This window comes from Micromonospora globosa, assembly GCF_000717585.1.
Classification (GTDB): domain Bacteria; phylum Actinomycetota; class Actinomycetes; order Mycobacteriales; family Micromonosporaceae; genus Micromonospora; species Micromonospora aurantiaca.
The window spans coordinates 46278-59413 of record NZ_JNZR01000022.1; the positions used below are offsets into that span (position 1 = coordinate 46278).

Sequence of the window (13136 nt, forward strand, 5' to 3'; positions counted from 1 at the left end):
GCACAAGGACGTCACAGCTCATGCCGCAGGCCCACCCCGACCTCGCCGCTGCCTTGATCAGACTCGGCCGGATCAAGTACGACGAAGTCGACCTCGACGTGGTGTTGTCGACCATCGCCCAGGTCGCCAAGGACACCCTGCCCGGTACCGCCGAGGTCTCGGTCACCCTGGTGCAGGGCACGGAGGCGCACACCGCCGCGTACACCGGCGAGCTGGCGCTGACGCTCGACGAGTGGCAGTACGCGCAGGGCCGCGGCCCGTGCCTGGACGCCGCCACCACCGGCACCGCCATGCTGGTGCCGGACATGGCGGCGGAGAGCCGCTGGCCGGAGTGGGCGGCCCGGGCGCACGCGGCGGGCGCGGCCAGTTCGCTGTCGATCGGCCTGCCCATCCAGGAGGCGATGGTCGGCGCGCTGAACATCTACGGCGCATCGCCCGGCGTCCTGGACCGCCAGGTCGAGCTGGCGCAGACGCTGGCCGGGTACGCCGCCATCGCGCTCGCCAACGTCCACCTCTACGAGAGCACGGCGACGCTGGCGCAGCAGATGCAGGAGGCGATGCAGAGCCGGGCCGTGATCGAGCAGGCGAAGGGCATCATCATGGGGCAGCGGCGCTGCTCGGCCGACGAGGCGTTCGCCATCCTGGCCCGGGTGTCCCAGGACTCCAACCGCAAGCTGCGTGAGGTCGCCGAGTCACTCGTCGATCGCGCGGTGCACGGGCCTCGTGACTGAGCGTGAGGTCAGCGCGGCATCTCGCGCCAGCCGGAACCGCTCGCGCGCCACGCCCCGGCCAGGATCGTCGCCGAGCCGCGGCTCGGGCACTGCTGGATCCGGGACCGGCCGCTCGCCCCGCCGATCTGCGCCTGGACCTGCCACTGGCTTCCGTCGGTACGGATGTAGACGTCGCGCCGTCCGCGAGGGTTGCTGACGCCGTTCCACCAGTGTTCCTCGACCACCATGCGGTGACCGTACCTCAGGAGACCCGGACCGGCCCAGACCGGAATTCCGTTGCTCCGCGTGACCGGGCGGCGCACCCTCCACGAATGACCTCACCGGACCTGCCGCGCCAGTTCACCATTCGCGAAGGCGAGCTGCGCATCCTCAACCCGTTCGACGACGTCAAGCTGGCCACGCTGGGCCGGGCGATCCGGCTGCGGCCCGGCGACGAGCTGCTCGACCTGTGCAGCGGAAAGGGCGAATTGCTCTGCACCTGGGCCCGTGACCACGGGATCACCGGCACCGGGGTCGACATCAGCACCGCCTTCACCGCCGCCGCCCGGCAGCGCGCCGCCGAACTCGGCGTGGCCGGCCGGGTGCGTTTCGTGCACGGCGACGCCGCGGCGTACACCCCGGAGCGGCCGGTCGACGTGGCCGCCTGCGTCGGCGCGACCTGGATCGGCGGCGGGGTGCCCGGGACGTTGGAACTGCTCGACCGGGCGCTGCGGCCGGGCGGCATGGCGATCGTCGGCGAGCCCTACTGGCGGCGTGACCCGCCCGACGACGAGGCCGTCACCGGCTCGCACGCCCGGTCCCGCGACGAGTTCAAGGATCTGCCCAGCCTGGTCGAGTCGTTCGGAGAGTGCGGCTGGGACCTGGTCGAGATGGTCCTCGCCGACCAGGACAGCTGGGACCGGTACGCCGCCTCGCACTGGCTGAACCTGCGCCGCTGGCTGGACGCCAATCCGGACGACGAACTGGCCCCGGAGCTGCGGCGGGAGCTGACCGAGGACCCGGTGCGGTACGTCCGTTTCCAGCGCGAGTATCTGGGGTGGGGCGTGTTCGCACTGCTGCGGCGCTGACCTGCTTAACGAACGGCTACACAGGGTAAAGACAGATCATGGGACAGTTGCGCACCTCGCCGCCGCCGCCGCAGGCCTCAGAGCTGGAGCGGTGGGTGCTGGACAGTCCCGAGGATCTGCGCGGCCTGCGCGCCTCCCTACGCGACGCGCTGAACCGGCACGGCCTGGTGCAGGGTGCGGACCTCGACGAGGTGCCGCACCTGGTCGTGCTGGTCGCCACCGAGCTGGCCAGCAACGCGCTGCGGCACGGTCGCCCGCCCACCATCATCACGCTGCTCGCCACCGACGACCGGTTCCTGCTCGACGTGGCCGACCACGACGTGAGCACCGTGCCGGAGCTGACCGACATCCACCCGATGGACTCGGGCGGGCGAGGGCTGTTCCTGGCCCAGTCGGTCTCGCTCGACGTCGGCTGGTACGGCACCGAGAAGACCAAGAACATCTGGGCCTCGTTCTCCCGGTGACGACCCGGCCGACCGGTCGCTCAGCGGTCCCCGGCCGGGATCGGGTCGTCGTACTGGCCGGACGGCCCGGCCAGCGGTTCGCCGCCCACCAGCGGCCACGGGTTCGGGGTGCAGCCGTGCAGGCCGAGCGTCTGCTGCACCATGACCGGCGCCGGGCCGCCGGTCCGGGGGCAGCGCTCGTGCCCGCGGCCCAGCCGGTGGCCGACCTCGTGGTTGAGCAGGTACTGCCGGTAGCGGGAGAGATCGGTCACGTGCGGCACCCCGTACACCCAGCGGGCCACGTTGATCACCACCTGGTCGCCGTTGCGGCAGGACGTGTAGCGGTCACTCGGGTCGCCGCAGAGCCGCCCCCGGGTGACAGGCGTGGTGAGCAGCACCGTGAAGTCGGCCGGGTCGTCGCGGCCCACCCGTTGCAGCCGCCACCGGCCGTCGCCGGTCCAGCCGCGCCGGTCGGCGAGGGTGGCGGCGACGTCCCGGGCGAACCGCTCCACGTCCACGTTGCGGATGCCGTCCTCCACCGCGACCCGGTAGCGCAGCAGCTCACCGGAGCGGCCGGCGACCGCGCCGACCGTGTCGGCGGTGCGGAACGTGCCGTCGCCCCGGGCCGGGTAGCCGATGCCGGGGGCCACCCGGCCGGCCGCCGGGACCGGCGTCGGCGCGGCGCGGGCGCCCGCTGGGGGCGCGCTCGGTGCCGCCGCCGGCACGGTCCGCCGCACCTCGATGCGGTCCAGCAGGTCCGGGTGCCGGGCGGCGTACCCGCCGGCGGCGAGCGCGGCCGCGACCAGGACCACCGCCAGGAACCGCCCTGATCGCGATCTCCGCCGCCGGTGCAGCCCCCGCTCGTGCCCGCCCACGTCGATCTCCGTCCGTCGCGCCGCCCCGCTCCGGGCAGGAGTACGGACGCCGGGCCCGGACGGTTGAACGGGCGGGCCGGGTACCGTCGGTGCCGGGGTGGGCGACCTGCCGCCTGTCGGAGTCCAGGGAGAGCCACCCGTGTCACCAGCCGAGCGACTGCTCGACGCCGCCGTCGCGACCGCGCGCGGCACCGACGTACGCGCTGCCGAGCGAGCCCTCGACGGGCTCGTCGTGGCCGACGGCGCGGCGGTGGACGCGGCGCTGCTCGCCCGGCTCACGCGCGACGTGGGCCGGCTCTGGCCGCGGGGCTGGCAGCCCGCCGACCTGGACCGGCTCGCCACCCGGCGGCTCACGCCGCGCGGCGCCCGGCTGCTGCGCGACGTCATGGCCGCGCAGCGGCGCACCCTGCCCGCGCCGGTACCGGCCTGGTTCGACGACCAGCTCACCGACACGGGCGCCCGCTGGGACGACGACGCGGGCTGGCTGGACCGGCGCGCCGACGGGGACCGGATCACCGCGCTGCGGGACGCGGTCGACGCGGCCGTCCTGGTGGCGGGGCTTCCGCCGGTCGCGGCGCTCCGGCCGCCGCCCGGCTCGGCGGGCACCGCACTCGCCGCCGTGACACCGAGCGGTTCCCGGATGCTCGACCGGGTACGCGCACTGCTGGCGAAGGCCGAGTCGACCGGCTACCCGGCCGAGGCGGAGGCGTTCACCGCGAAGGCGCAGGAGCTGATGGCCCGGCACAGCATCGACGCGGCGCTGCTCGACGCCGGGGCCGAGCGGTCCGGCGGCCCGGGCGGCGTGCGGATCGGCGTCGACGCCCCGTACGCGGCCGCGAAGGCACTGCTGATCCAGGAGGTGGCGGCGGCGAACCGGTGCGAGTCGGTCTGGTCCGACGACCTGGGCTTCGCCACAGTGCTCGGTTTCCCGGCCGACCTGGCGGCGGTCGAACTGCTGCACACCTCGCTGCTCGTGCAGGCCACCGCCGCGATGCTGCGCGGCCGGGGCGAGCGCGGCAGGGCCGGCGGGCGGCGCACCAAGGGCTACGACGAGTCGTTCCTCAACGCGTTCGCGCTGCGCATCGGCGACCGGCTGCGGGAGGCGAGCGCGGCGGCGGCCGAGGAACTCGACGACGACCGGCTGCTGCCGGTGCTCGCGGCACGCTCGGATGCCGTCCGGGAACGCGTCGACCAGCTCTTTCCGGGCACCACCCGGCACCGCCTCCAGGTGCGTGACGAGCAGGGCTGGGTCTCCGGCACCAGCGCCGCCGACCGGGCCTCGCTCGACCCGGGCCGCCCGGCACGCCGTCCGCTGCGCGGGGGCCGCTGACCTTTCCCGGGGGATGATGTCGGATCGGGCGGACCGGCTCCGACCCGTCTGCGAGGCGCCACCGCCGGTGGCCCGCACCCGAGGAGTGCACCGTGAAGTACATGCTGCTGATCTGGAACCGGCCCGGCTTCGTGGAGGAGCTGTCCGAGGCGGAACGCACAGCCGTCTTCGGTGAGGTCGACGAGATCATGAAGGAGCTGACCGAGTCCGGCGAGCTGGTCGGCGGCGAGGCGCTCGCTCACCCCTCGCAGACCCGTACGGCCCGTCCGGCCGCCAGTGGCGGCGTCGAGGTCACCGACGGGCCGTTCATGGAGAGCAAGGAGCAGTTCGCCGGCTACCTGACTGTCGACTGCGAGACCCCGGAGCGGGCCGCCGAGATCGCCGCGCGCTGGCCTGACGTACGGCACGGTTTCGGCGTACTGGAGGTGCGCGCGGTGATGGAACAGGCCGGGACGGAGATGTGACAGCAACTGTGGTCGAGGACCTGCTGCGTACGCTCGCGCCGCAGGTCCTCGGCGTGCTCGTCCGCCGCCACGGCCAGTTCTACGCCTGCGAGGACGCCGTGCAGGAGGCGCTGCTCGCCGCCGCCGTGCAGTGGCCGGAACAGGGCTTGCCGGACCGTCCCCGCTCCTGGCTGGTCACAGTCGCCACCCGGCGGCTCACCGACGAGTGGCGCAGCGAGCACGCCCGCCGGGAACGCGAGGTGGCGGTGGCGGTCCGGCAGCCCGCGTACGCGACTGTCGCCCCGCCCGCCGACGAGGATCCGCCCAGCGGGGACGACACGCTGCGGCTGCTGCTCCTCTGCTGCCATCCGGCGTTGCCCGTCAGCGGGCAGGTGGCGCTCACGCTGCGTGCCGTGGGCGGGTTGAGCACCGCCGAGATCGCCCGCGCGTACCTGGTGCCGGAGGCGACGATGAGCCAGCGGATCCGCAGGGCGAAGCAGCGGATCGAGGCGTCCGGCGCGCGTTTCACGCTGCCGTCCCCGGCGGACCGGGACGAACGGCTCGCTGCCGTGCTGCGGGTGCTCTACCTGGTCTTCAACGAGGGTTACACCGCGTCCAGCGGGGAGGCGCTGCACCGGGCCGAGCTGACCGGAGAGGCGATCCGGCTGACCCGGGAGCTGCGCCGGCTGCTCCCGGACGACGGCGAGGTGGCCGGGTTGCTGGCGCTGATGCTGCTCACCGACGCGCACCGGGCCGCCCGTACCGGGCCGGACGGTGAGCTGGTGCCGCTGGCGGAGCAGGACCGCAGCCGATGGGACCGGGACGCCGTCGCCGAGGGGGTGGCGTTGGTGACCGAGGCGCTCACCTGGTCGGCGCCGGGGCCGTACCAGGTGCAGGCGGCCATCGCCGCGGTCCACGCGGAGGCGCCCGCCGCCGAGGACACCGACTGGCGGCAGATCGTCGCGCTCTACCGGGTGCTCGCGCGGGTCGCGCCGAACCCGATGGTCACGCTCAACCAGGCCGTCGCCGTGGCCATGGTGGACGGCCCGCGTGCCGGGCTGTCGCTGCTGGCCACGCTCGACGCCGACGACCGGACCGCGGGCCACCACCGGCTCGCCGCCGTCCGCGCGCATCTGCTCGACATGGCCGGTGACCGTACGGAGGCCCGGGCCGCGTACCTGGCCGCCGCGCGGGCCACCACGAGCCTGCCGGAGCGGCGTTATCTGGAGGTACGCGCCGCGCGCCTGGCCGGCGACAGCGGAGACCGGCCGGGCTGACCGGCGCGGATCAGAACAACCGTCCCCGGTACGGATGCGGCCGGCCCCACCGCTCCTCCCACTGGAGCAGTTCCGCCTGCCATCGCGGCAGGTCGGGCCGGTATTCGCGGATCAGTTCACGGTTCTCCGGGCGGCCGGCCAGGAACCGCCAGTAGGACTCGACCGCCTCGCGGGTCTCGTCCAGCGAGTAGCGGCCCCGCTCGTCCGCGACCCACTCGTTGACGAACTCGACGCCGGTGGGGGCGAAACTGACCTCGTACTTGTCGCTGTCCCACCCCTCGTCGAGCGGACGGCCGTTCGCCACGTCGTCGATCATCTGCAGGGCGTCCAGGCATGCCGAGTAGGAGACGGAGACGTCGGTGATCAGCCACGCGCCGAGGGCCCGATAGCGCTGATCGGTCACGTTGAACAGCGGGAGCCGGTACTCATCGACGGAGAAACTGATGAACGCCAACGGAAGTCCTCTGGATCATGGGATGACGACCGGCCATCCGTGGGTGAAGCCGCCCGAGCCATTGTAGAAACCCTCGATCACCAGGCCCTTGTGAGTGCCGCGCCACATGCTGGTGCCGGGTACCGGCTTCGCATTCTGGAAGGCGCCGGTGATGGCGTTGTCGACCTGGGCCGGCGTCCAGTCGTCGGGGAAGAACGAGCTTTCCCCGCCGTTGCCCTTCTTCGGCTTCCAGGCCCCGTGCGGCGGATTCAGCGTCGGATCGAAGAACTCCGGTTTGGCGGTGTAGGCCCCGGTCTTGGGATCCTTGACGACGCTGCCTGGCTGAAGTCGGCGACCGGGGAAGTCCTCACCGCCGGGCCGGTAATGGTAGCCCGACCCCTTGGGCATGCCCGGCTTCACGTGGCCGCCCATCACGTGCTCGGTGAAGTGCGGGTTCATCCGGTCGGGCCGGTTACGCGTCTTCGTCCGCTTGAGAAAGCGCAAGGCGGCGCGCATTAACCGGCCGCCTGCTCTACCCCCGCCCATGTCACCTCACCCGTCGACGAGTTTCCAGAGGGCTTCCTGGACGAGGTTGCCGACGATGGTCCGGGCCAGCGCATGGAAGATCGGGATCTCCAGCAGCGAGGCACCGAAGGTGACAGCCGCGGTGGCGATCGCCTGGGCGATCTGGATGGCCAGGACGACCAGTTGCACGATGACGGCGACCTTGAGGGCGAGCACGATCGCGCCGCAGATGATCAGGCCGGTCCCGGTCAGGACGGCGGCGGTGACACCGTCGCGCAGGCTGTCGGCCGGGCTGTCCTCCTTGTTCCACCAGCTCTGGAACGCGGTGATGTCCTGACCGGTGTGCTGGGTCCAGACCGTCGCGGCGCCGGTGTTCGCCTCGGTGACCACGCCGGAGAGGGTGCCGGAGAACCCGATCCAGGCGTTGCCCATCTCGAAGAGTTTGGTCTCGTCCGCCTCGGGCCAGGTGTAGCCGAGTACGCCGAGCAGCGACCGCAGCTCGCCGGGTAGCTCCATGCCCATGCTCAGCCTCCCAGCTTCCGCCGCAGGCCGTCGAGGTTGCGGGTGATGGCCGCCTCGGTCTCGGCGTAGCGGACGGCCATCCTGCCGAGGTCGGCGCCGGCGGCGGCGATCTCGTCGAGCGCGCTGTCGAAGCACTCGAACGCGAACGCGGAGACCTCGTCGTGGGCGGCGCCGATCAGTGAGCCGATGTCGTCGGCCCCCCAGGGACGGCCGAAGCCGGCCAGCTCGGCCCGGAAGGCGGTCAACGCCGCACCGAACCGGGTGGCGACGCCGTCCAGCGCCGACCCGGAGGCACCCAGCCGCTCCGGATCGACCTCGACCGGCATCAGCGCCCGTCCTGGCGGGCGAGCCGGTCCTGGGCCTGCATCAGAGCGTCGGTGAACATGCTGAACTGGCGCCCCGCGTCGGCCTGGATGCGGCGCAGTTGCTCACCGAGCGAGCCCAGGTCGACCTCGCCGGGGGCGGTGGCGGCCTGCTCCCGCAGGTCGGCGAGCGCGGCGTTGACCGCAGCTTCGATCTCCTCGGCGAGGGCCTCGCTGGCCATCCGCATCACACGGGGGTCGAGCGTCAGCCCGGTGACCTGTCCGGGTGGGCCGGCGGTGACCCGGATCAGGCCGTCTGCGGCCTCACCGACGCCTTCCGGCGGTGCCACCTGCTCGCCCGCATCGGTCTGCCGCTGGAGCGCGGCCATGGTTTCGGACAGCACCCGGCCGAAGCCGGACGGGTCGGCGGGATCGGCCATCGAGGAGCTCCTCCGCATTCGAGGTCGCCTCGCATCCTATGCACCGGAGCCGATCCCGGTGGTCCCGCCGGATCGATGTGGACGGTGGCATCCGCCACTCGGGATCGTCACCGTCCGTACACAGCACTCCGGGCCGGCCCGTGGGCCGACCCGGTGGCGTGTGTGCGTCGCGTACTCAGCTCTTGAAGGCGTCCTTGATCTTCTCGCCGGCCTGCTTGAGCTTGGCGCCCGCCTGGTCGTTGCGGCCCTCGGCCTCGAGGCGCTCGTTGTCGGTCGCCCGGCCGACGCCCTCCTTGACCTTGCCCGCGGTGTCCTGGGAAGCGTTGTCGATCTTGTCGTCCAGACCCATGATGACCTCCACTGATGCGGTTGCCTGACGACAACTGGTTACCCCGTCGGCCGTCGGCTCAATCCCCTCACCCGATCGGGCGGAAGCTCCGCAGCCGCAGGCTGTTGCCCACCACGAACACCGACGAGAACGCCATGGCCGCCCCGGCGAGCATCGGGTTGAGCAGTCCGGCCGCCGCCAGCGGCAGCGCCGCGACGTTGTAGGCGAACGCCCAGAACAGGTTGCCCTTGATGATCGCCAGCGTCCGCCGGGAGAGCCGGATGGCGTCCGCGGCGGCCATCAGGTCGCCCCGGACCAGCGTCAGGTCGGCCGCCTCGATGGCCGCGTCCGTGCCGGTGCCCATGGCCAGCCCGAGATCGGCCCGGGCCAGCGCGGCGGCGTCGTTCACCCCGTCGCCGACCATGGCGACCACGCGGCCCTCCCGCTGGAGCCGCTCGACCACGTCGACCTTGTCGGCGGGCAGCACCTCCGCGATCACCTCGTCGATGCCGACCTCGGCCGCCACCGCCTTCGCCACAGTGGTGTTGTCGCCGGTGAGCAGCACCGGCTTCAGGCCCAGCTCACGCAGCCGCGCGACGGCAGCCCGGCTGGTCGGCTTCACCGCGTCGGCCACCGCGAGCACGCCCCGGGCCCGCCCGTCCCAGCCGGCCAGGATCGCCGTCCGCCCGGCGGCCTCCGCGCCGGTCGCGGCCCGCTCGACCTCCTCGGGTACGTCGAGACCCCGCTCCCGCAGCAGCCGGGCCCGGCCGACCACCACGGTCCGGCCGTCGACGGTGCCGGTCACGCCCAGCCCTTCGGCGTTGGCGAACTCGCCGACCGGAGGCAGCGGTCCGGCCTCGGCCGCGGCTTCGGCGACGGCCCGCGCGATCGGGTGCTCGGAGGCGGCCTCCAGCGCGCCGGCCACCCGGAGCAGTTCGTCGGCGTCCTCGCCGTCGGCGGGCAGCACCTCGGCCAGCGCCATCCGGCCGGTGGTGACGGTGCCGGTCTTGTCCAGCACCACTGTGTCGACCCGGCGGGTGGACTCCAGCACCTCCGGCCCCTTGATCAGCACGCCGAGCTGCGCGCCGCGCCCGGTGCCGACGAGCAGCGCGGTCGGGGTGGCCAGGCCGAGCGCGCACGGGCAGGCGATGATCAGGACGGCCACCGCGGCGGTGAACGCGGCGGTCGGCCCGGAGCCGGTGCCGAGCCACCAGCCGAGCGTGCCGGCGGCCAGCGCGATCACGATCGGCACGAAGACGCCGGAGATCCGGTCGGCGAGCCGCTGCACCGCCGCCTTGCCGGTCTGTGCCTGCTCCACGAGTCGCGCCATCTGGGCGAGCTGGGTGTCCCCGCCGACCCGGGTGGCGCGGACCACCAGGCGGCCGCCCGCGTTCACCGTGGCACCGACCACGGCGTCGCCCTGGCCCACCTCGACCGGCACCGACTCGCCGGTGAGCATGCTGGCGTCGACTGCGGACGTACCCTCCTCGACCACACCGTCCGTGGCGATCTTCTCGCCGGGCCGTACCACGAACCGGTCCCCGACCGCGAGCCGGCCGACCGGGATCCGGGTCTCCTGCCCGTCGCGCAGCACCGCCACGTCCTTGGCGCCGAGTTCGAGCAGGGCGCGCAGCGCCGACCCGGCGGTGCGCTTGGAGCGCGCCTCGAAGTACCGCCCGGCCAGGATGAACACGGTCACCCCGGCGGCGGCCTCCAGGTAGATGTTGCCGGCACCGTCGCCGCGGGTGATGTCGAGGCTGAACGGGTGCTTCATCCCGGGCATGCCGGCGTCGCCGAGGAACAGCGCCCAGAGCGACCAGCCGAACGCGGCCAGCGTGCCGAGCGAGACGAGCGTGTCCATGGTCGCCGCGCCGTGCCGCAGGTTGATCAGCGCGGCGCGGTGGAACGGCAGCCCGCCCCAGACCACCACCGGGGCGGCCAGGGTGAGCGAGGCCCACTGCCAGTAGTCGAACTGCCAGGCCGGAACCATGGCGAGCACGATCACCGGCAGGGTGAGCACGGCGGAGACCCAGAGCCGGGTTCGTGCGGTGCGCAGCTCGTCCACCGGCTCCCCGGCCGCTGCCGCCTCCGCCTGCTCGGGCGGCGGCGGCACCACAGCGGTGTAGCCGGTCTTCTCGACGGTGGCGATCAGGTCGGCCGGCGCGATGTCGTCGGCGTACCGGACGGTGGCCTTCTCGGTGGCGTAGTTCACCGTCGCCTCGACGCCGTCCATCCGGTTGAGCTTCTTCTCGATCCGGGCGGCGCAGGACGCGCAGGTCATCCCGCCGATCGCCAGTTCGATCAGGTTCGGCGCGGTGGGCAGCGCCTTTCCCGTGGCAGTCATCGCGGCACCTCCGGCGCTCAACTGTGCCCGTGACCCGGGGTGCCGTGTCCGGCGTCCGGGGTCGGTGCGGTGGTGGGTGCCGGCGCGGTGGGCACCGGCGCGGTCCGGTCGCCGGCCAGGACGGTGAACTCGGCGGTGTGCACCGCGTCGCCGTGCCGGAAGTCCAGGTAGAGACGGTACGCCCCGGCCGAGGGCACCTCGGCGGCGAACGTGATCGCGGGACCGGCAGGTGTCCGCCCGTCGCCGGGCGTGCCCTCCGGGTGCACGTGCAGGTACGCCAGGTCGCCCTGCCGCAGCGCCACCAGGTGCCCGTACGCGCCGAGGTAGGGCGCAAGGTCGGTGACCGGCCGCCCGTCACGGCTGACGGAGAGCGTGAGCCGGCTGGTGCGGCCCGGCTCCGGCGTGCCGGTCAGGGTGACCGTGTAGCCGTCGACGGTGGTGCTGGTCGCCGGCGCCGGCAGCGGCCGGGCGGTCAGCTCACCGGGGACCGTGACGTCCAGGCCGAGCGTCAGCGGCTCGCCGCCTTCGGGGGTGAAGTCGGCGAACGCCCGCCAGACGCCGGGACCGCCGAGCGGTGAGGCGACCCGCCAGGTGCCGTCGCCGGCCATCTCCGGGTGGACGTGCCGGAACCCGGACAGGTCCCGGCGGGCGACGATCAGGTGCATGCGCTTGTCGTGGGCCACCTCGAAGCGGGTGACCGGGGCGCCGTCCGGGCCGGTGATCCGGAAGGCGAACTGCCCGGCCGGGGCGCCGGCGGGCTGGAACGTGTAGCCGCGCTCGGAGACGAGCAGCCCGCCGGGCAGGTGCGCGGAGGCGCCGCCCGCCTGGCTCTCGTCACCGTGGCCGGTGTCGCCGGCCCCGTGGTCGCTGTCGGTGTCGTCGTGTCGGGTCTCGGCGGCCGGGGCGACGGGATCGGCCAGGTTGCCGATCCCGTACGCCGCGCCGAACACCGCCACGAGGCCGAGCGCGAAGCCGCTGAGCTTCGTCGCCGTGTTCATGGTGTCTCCTCGGTTTCGCGGGTCCGCCGGACCCGTCACGCACCGACGAGGTCGTAACCGGCCTCGTCGACCGCCGCGCGGACCGCGTCCACGTCCAGCGGGTTCTGACTGGTGACGGTGACCCGGCCGCCGGCCAGGTCGACCTGGACGTCGGTGACGCCCGGAAGTGCGCTCAGCTCGGTGCTCACCGAGTTGACGCAGTGCCCGCAGGTCATGCCGTTCACCTGGTAGGTGGTCTCCATCTCGCCCTCCGATCTGATACCCCCCAGGGGTACGTCCCGAACGTTAGCATACCCCCGAGGGGTACGCTATCCTCGGTTTCATGACCGCGCCGTCCAGCCCGACCCGGGGCTACACCGCCAGCAAGGACCAACTCCTCGCCCGGCTCCGCCGGATCGAGGGCCAGGTCCGTGGCATCGAGAAGATGGTCGAGGACGACCGTTACTGCATCGACGTGCTGACCCAGATCTCGGCCATCCAGGCGGCGCTGGACAAGGTCGGCCTGGGCCTGCTCGACGGCCACGCCCGGCACTGCATGCACGAGGGCGCCGCCGAGGGCCGGGCCGACGAGATGGCGACCGAGATGATGGCCGCCGTCGGGCGCCTGATGAAGCGCGGCTGAGCGGGGACCTCCGGCCCTCGGAACCAGGGCACATCGACCCGTGCCGACGCGCCCGGGCGGACGTACCGTCGAAGTGGCGGGCAGGCCGGACCGGCGGACCCGCGGCGACGGACGGAGGGCGGCCCGATGATGTGGCAGAGCCCGATGATGGGCTGGATGTGGATCTGGTCCCTGCTGGTGCTCGGGGTGCTGGCGGGGCTCGTCTGGGCGGCCGTGCGGTGGACCGGCCCGCAGTATCTGGGCCCGACGACGGCCCGGCGCATCCTGGACGAGCGGTACGCCCGCGGCGAGATCGACGAGGACGAGTACCGGCGGCGCCGGGCGGGCCTGGCCTGACCCGAGCGGGGCGCGCGTCACCGGTCGCGCCGCCCGGGAGCGGCCGGCCGGGCTGCCTACCATGGCCGGGCGACGACCCGGACGTGGTCGACACGTCCGCGCCGACCGGGTGACCAGACC

At 73.4% G+C, this 13136-nt stretch carries 19 protein-coding genes; 8 read left to right on the top strand and 11 right to left on the bottom strand.

The window, feature by feature from the left end; genetic code table 11:
- Window positions 1–20: 20 nt before the first annotated feature.
- On the top strand, window positions 21–731 hold the full coding sequence (locus tag IF06_RS0120280; protein ID WP_013283797.1) for a GAF and ANTAR domain-containing protein: 711 nt from the start codon (window positions 21–23) through the stop codon (window positions 729–731).
- Window positions 732–739: 8 nt separating this feature from the next.
- On the opposite strand, the gene IF06_RS0120285 is transcribed toward IF06_RS0120280, so the two are convergent.
- Window positions 740–958: a hypothetical protein gene (locus IF06_RS0120285; RefSeq protein WP_013283796.1), complete on the bottom strand. Its 219-nt coding sequence runs from the start codon at window positions 956–958 to the stop codon at window positions 740–742.
- An 84-nt stretch (window positions 959–1042) separates the two neighbouring features.
- Here IF06_RS0120285 and IF06_RS0120290 point away from each other — a divergent pair, with 84 nt between their 5' ends.
- On the top strand, window positions 1043–1798 hold the full coding sequence (locus tag IF06_RS0120290) for an SAM-dependent methyltransferase (RefSeq protein WP_030272871.1): 756 nt from the start codon (window positions 1043–1045) through the stop codon (window positions 1796–1798).
- 38 nt (window positions 1799–1836) lie between these two features.
- On the top strand, window positions 1837–2262 hold the full coding sequence (locus tag IF06_RS0120295) for an ATP-binding protein (protein ID WP_030272873.1): 426 nt from the start codon (window positions 1837–1839) through the stop codon (window positions 2260–2262).
- Window positions 2263–2282: 20 nt separating this feature from the next.
- Here IF06_RS0120295 and IF06_RS0120300 read toward each other — a convergent pair whose 3' ends face one another.
- A complete protein-coding gene (locus tag IF06_RS0120300; protein ID WP_030272875.1) occupies window positions 2283–3116 on the bottom strand; it encodes a DUF3152 domain-containing protein in 834 nt (277 codons plus the stop codon).
- A 139-nt stretch (window positions 3117–3255) separates the two neighbouring features.
- Between IF06_RS0120300 and IF06_RS0120305 the strand changes: the two genes are divergently transcribed.
- From IF06_RS0120305 to IF06_RS0120315, 3 genes are all read left to right on the top strand, one after another.
- Complete coding sequence (locus tag IF06_RS0120305; RefSeq protein WP_030272876.1) at window positions 3256–4446, top strand: DUF2786 domain-containing protein; 1191 nt, start codon at window positions 3256–3258, stop codon at window positions 4444–4446.
- A gap of 101 nt (window positions 4447–4547) precedes the next feature.
- On the top strand, window positions 4548–4910 hold the full coding sequence (locus IF06_RS0120310) for a YciI family protein (RefSeq protein ID WP_232236732.1): 363 nt from the start codon (window positions 4548–4550) through the stop codon (window positions 4908–4910).
- Entirely contained in the window at window positions 4907–6166 is a 1260-nt protein-coding gene (locus IF06_RS0120315; RefSeq protein ID WP_013283790.1) for an RNA polymerase sigma factor, read from the top strand. The genes IF06_RS0120310 and IF06_RS0120315 overlap by 4 nt, the downstream gene beginning before the upstream one ends.
- A 10-nt stretch (window positions 6167–6176) precedes the next feature.
- On the opposite strand, the gene IF06_RS0120320 is transcribed toward IF06_RS0120315, so the two are convergent.
- From IF06_RS0120320 to IF06_RS0120360, 9 genes are all read right to left on the bottom strand, one after another.
- Window positions 6177–6620: a hypothetical protein gene (locus IF06_RS0120320; RefSeq protein ID WP_013283789.1), complete on the bottom strand. Its 444-nt coding sequence runs from the start codon at window positions 6618–6620 to the stop codon at window positions 6177–6179.
- A gap of 15 nt (window positions 6621–6635) precedes the next feature.
- Complete coding sequence (locus IF06_RS0120325; protein ID WP_013283788.1) at window positions 6636–7115, bottom strand: EndoU domain-containing protein; 480 nt, start codon at window positions 7113–7115, stop codon at window positions 6636–6638.
- A 36-nt stretch (window positions 7116–7151) separates the two neighbouring features.
- Complete coding sequence (locus IF06_RS0120330; protein ID WP_013283787.1) at window positions 7152–7646, bottom strand: hypothetical protein; 495 nt, start codon at window positions 7644–7646, stop codon at window positions 7152–7154.
- A 2-nt stretch (window positions 7647–7648) separates the two neighbouring features.
- Window positions 7649–7972 carry a hypothetical protein gene (locus tag IF06_RS0120335; protein WP_013473788.1) on the bottom strand — a complete coding sequence of 108 codons (324 nt, stop codon included), beginning with the start codon at window positions 7970–7972 and terminating at the stop codon, window positions 7649–7651.
- On the bottom strand, window positions 7972–8388 hold the full coding sequence (locus tag IF06_RS0120340; protein WP_013283785.1) for a YbaB/EbfC family nucleoid-associated protein: 417 nt from the start codon (window positions 8386–8388) through the stop codon (window positions 7972–7974). The genes IF06_RS0120335 and IF06_RS0120340 overlap by 1 nt, the downstream gene beginning before the upstream one ends.
- A gap of 175 nt (window positions 8389–8563) precedes the next feature.
- On the bottom strand, window positions 8564–8737 hold the full coding sequence (locus tag IF06_RS32245; RefSeq protein WP_013283784.1) for a CsbD family protein: 174 nt from the start codon (window positions 8735–8737) through the stop codon (window positions 8564–8566).
- 67 nt (window positions 8738–8804) lie between these two features.
- Window positions 8805–11060, bottom strand: a complete 2256-nt coding sequence (locus IF06_RS0120350; RefSeq protein ID WP_013283783.1) for a heavy metal translocating P-type ATPase — start codon at window positions 11058–11060, stop codon at window positions 8805–8807.
- A 17-nt stretch (window positions 11061–11077) separates the two neighbouring features.
- The gene (locus IF06_RS0120355; RefSeq protein WP_013473786.1) at window positions 11078–12058 is read right to left on the bottom strand and encodes a hypothetical protein; all 981 of its coding nucleotides are present in this window, start codon (window positions 12056–12058) and stop codon (window positions 11078–11080) included.
- A 35-nt stretch (window positions 12059–12093) separates the two neighbouring features.
- The gene (locus IF06_RS0120360; protein ID WP_013473785.1) at window positions 12094–12300 is read right to left on the bottom strand and encodes a heavy-metal-associated domain-containing protein; all 207 of its coding nucleotides are present in this window, start codon (window positions 12298–12300) and stop codon (window positions 12094–12096) included.
- A gap of 80 nt (window positions 12301–12380) precedes the next feature.
- Here IF06_RS0120360 and IF06_RS0120365 point away from each other — a divergent pair, with 80 nt between their 5' ends.
- Complete coding sequence (locus tag IF06_RS0120365) at window positions 12381–12680, top strand: metal-sensitive transcriptional regulator (RefSeq protein ID WP_013283780.1); 300 nt, start codon at window positions 12381–12383, stop codon at window positions 12678–12680.
- Between the two features lie 126 nt (window positions 12681–12806).
- Complete coding sequence (locus tag IF06_RS0120370; RefSeq protein ID WP_013283779.1) at window positions 12807–13016, top strand: SHOCT domain-containing protein; 210 nt, start codon at window positions 12807–12809, stop codon at window positions 13014–13016.
- Window positions 13017–13136: the final 120 nt, after the last annotated feature.

Excerpts from the sequence above, each read along its gene's own strand:
- IF06_RS0120280 (WP_013283797.1), top strand. The coding sequence starts at position 21 with ATGCCGCAGGCCCACCCCGACCTCGCCGCTGCCTTGATCAGACTCGGC.
- IF06_RS0120285 (WP_013283796.1), bottom strand. The coding sequence starts at position 958 with ATGGTGGTCGAGGAACACTGGTGGAACGGCGTCAGCAACCCTCGCGGA.
- IF06_RS0120290 (WP_030272871.1), top strand. The coding sequence starts at position 1,043 with ATGACCTCACCGGACCTGCCGCGCCAGTTCACCATTCGCGAAGGCGAG.
- IF06_RS0120295 (WP_030272873.1), top strand. The coding sequence starts at position 1,837 with ATGGGACAGTTGCGCACCTCGCCGCCGCCGCCGCAGGCCTCAGAGCTG.
- IF06_RS0120310 (WP_232236732.1), top strand. The coding sequence starts at position 4,548 with ATGCTGCTGATCTGGAACCGGCCCGGCTTCGTGGAGGAGCTGTCCGAG.
- IF06_RS0120325 (WP_013283788.1), bottom strand. The coding sequence starts at position 7,115 with ATGCGCGCCGCCTTGCGCTTTCTCAAGCGGACGAAGACGCGTAACCGG.
- IF06_RS0120330 (WP_013283787.1), bottom strand. The coding sequence starts at position 7,646 with ATGGGCATGGAGCTACCCGGCGAGCTGCGGTCGCTGCTCGGCGTACTC.
- IF06_RS0120335 (WP_013473788.1), bottom strand. The coding sequence starts at position 7,972 with ATGCCGGTCGAGGTCGATCCGGAGCGGCTGGGTGCCTCCGGGTCGGCG.
- IF06_RS0120340 (WP_013283785.1), bottom strand. The coding sequence starts at position 8,388 with ATGGCCGATCCCGCCGACCCGTCCGGCTTCGGCCGGGTGCTGTCCGAA.
- IF06_RS32245 (WP_013283784.1), bottom strand. The coding sequence starts at position 8,737 with ATGGGTCTGGACGACAAGATCGACAACGCTTCCCAGGACACCGCGGGC.
- IF06_RS0120350 (WP_013283783.1), bottom strand. The coding sequence starts at position 11,060 with ATGACTGCCACGGGAAAGGCGCTGCCCACCGCGCCGAACCTGATCGAA.
- IF06_RS0120355 (WP_013473786.1), bottom strand. The coding sequence starts at position 12,058 with ATGAACACGGCGACGAAGCTCAGCGGCTTCGCGCTCGGCCTCGTGGCG.
- IF06_RS0120360 (WP_013473785.1), bottom strand. The coding sequence starts at position 12,300 with ATGGAGACCACCTACCAGGTGAACGGCATGACCTGCGGGCACTGCGTC.
- IF06_RS0120365 (WP_013283780.1), top strand. The coding sequence starts at position 12,381 with ATGACCGCGCCGTCCAGCCCGACCCGGGGCTACACCGCCAGCAAGGAC.
- IF06_RS0120370 (WP_013283779.1), top strand. The coding sequence starts at position 12,807 with ATGATGTGGCAGAGCCCGATGATGGGCTGGATGTGGATCTGGTCCCTG.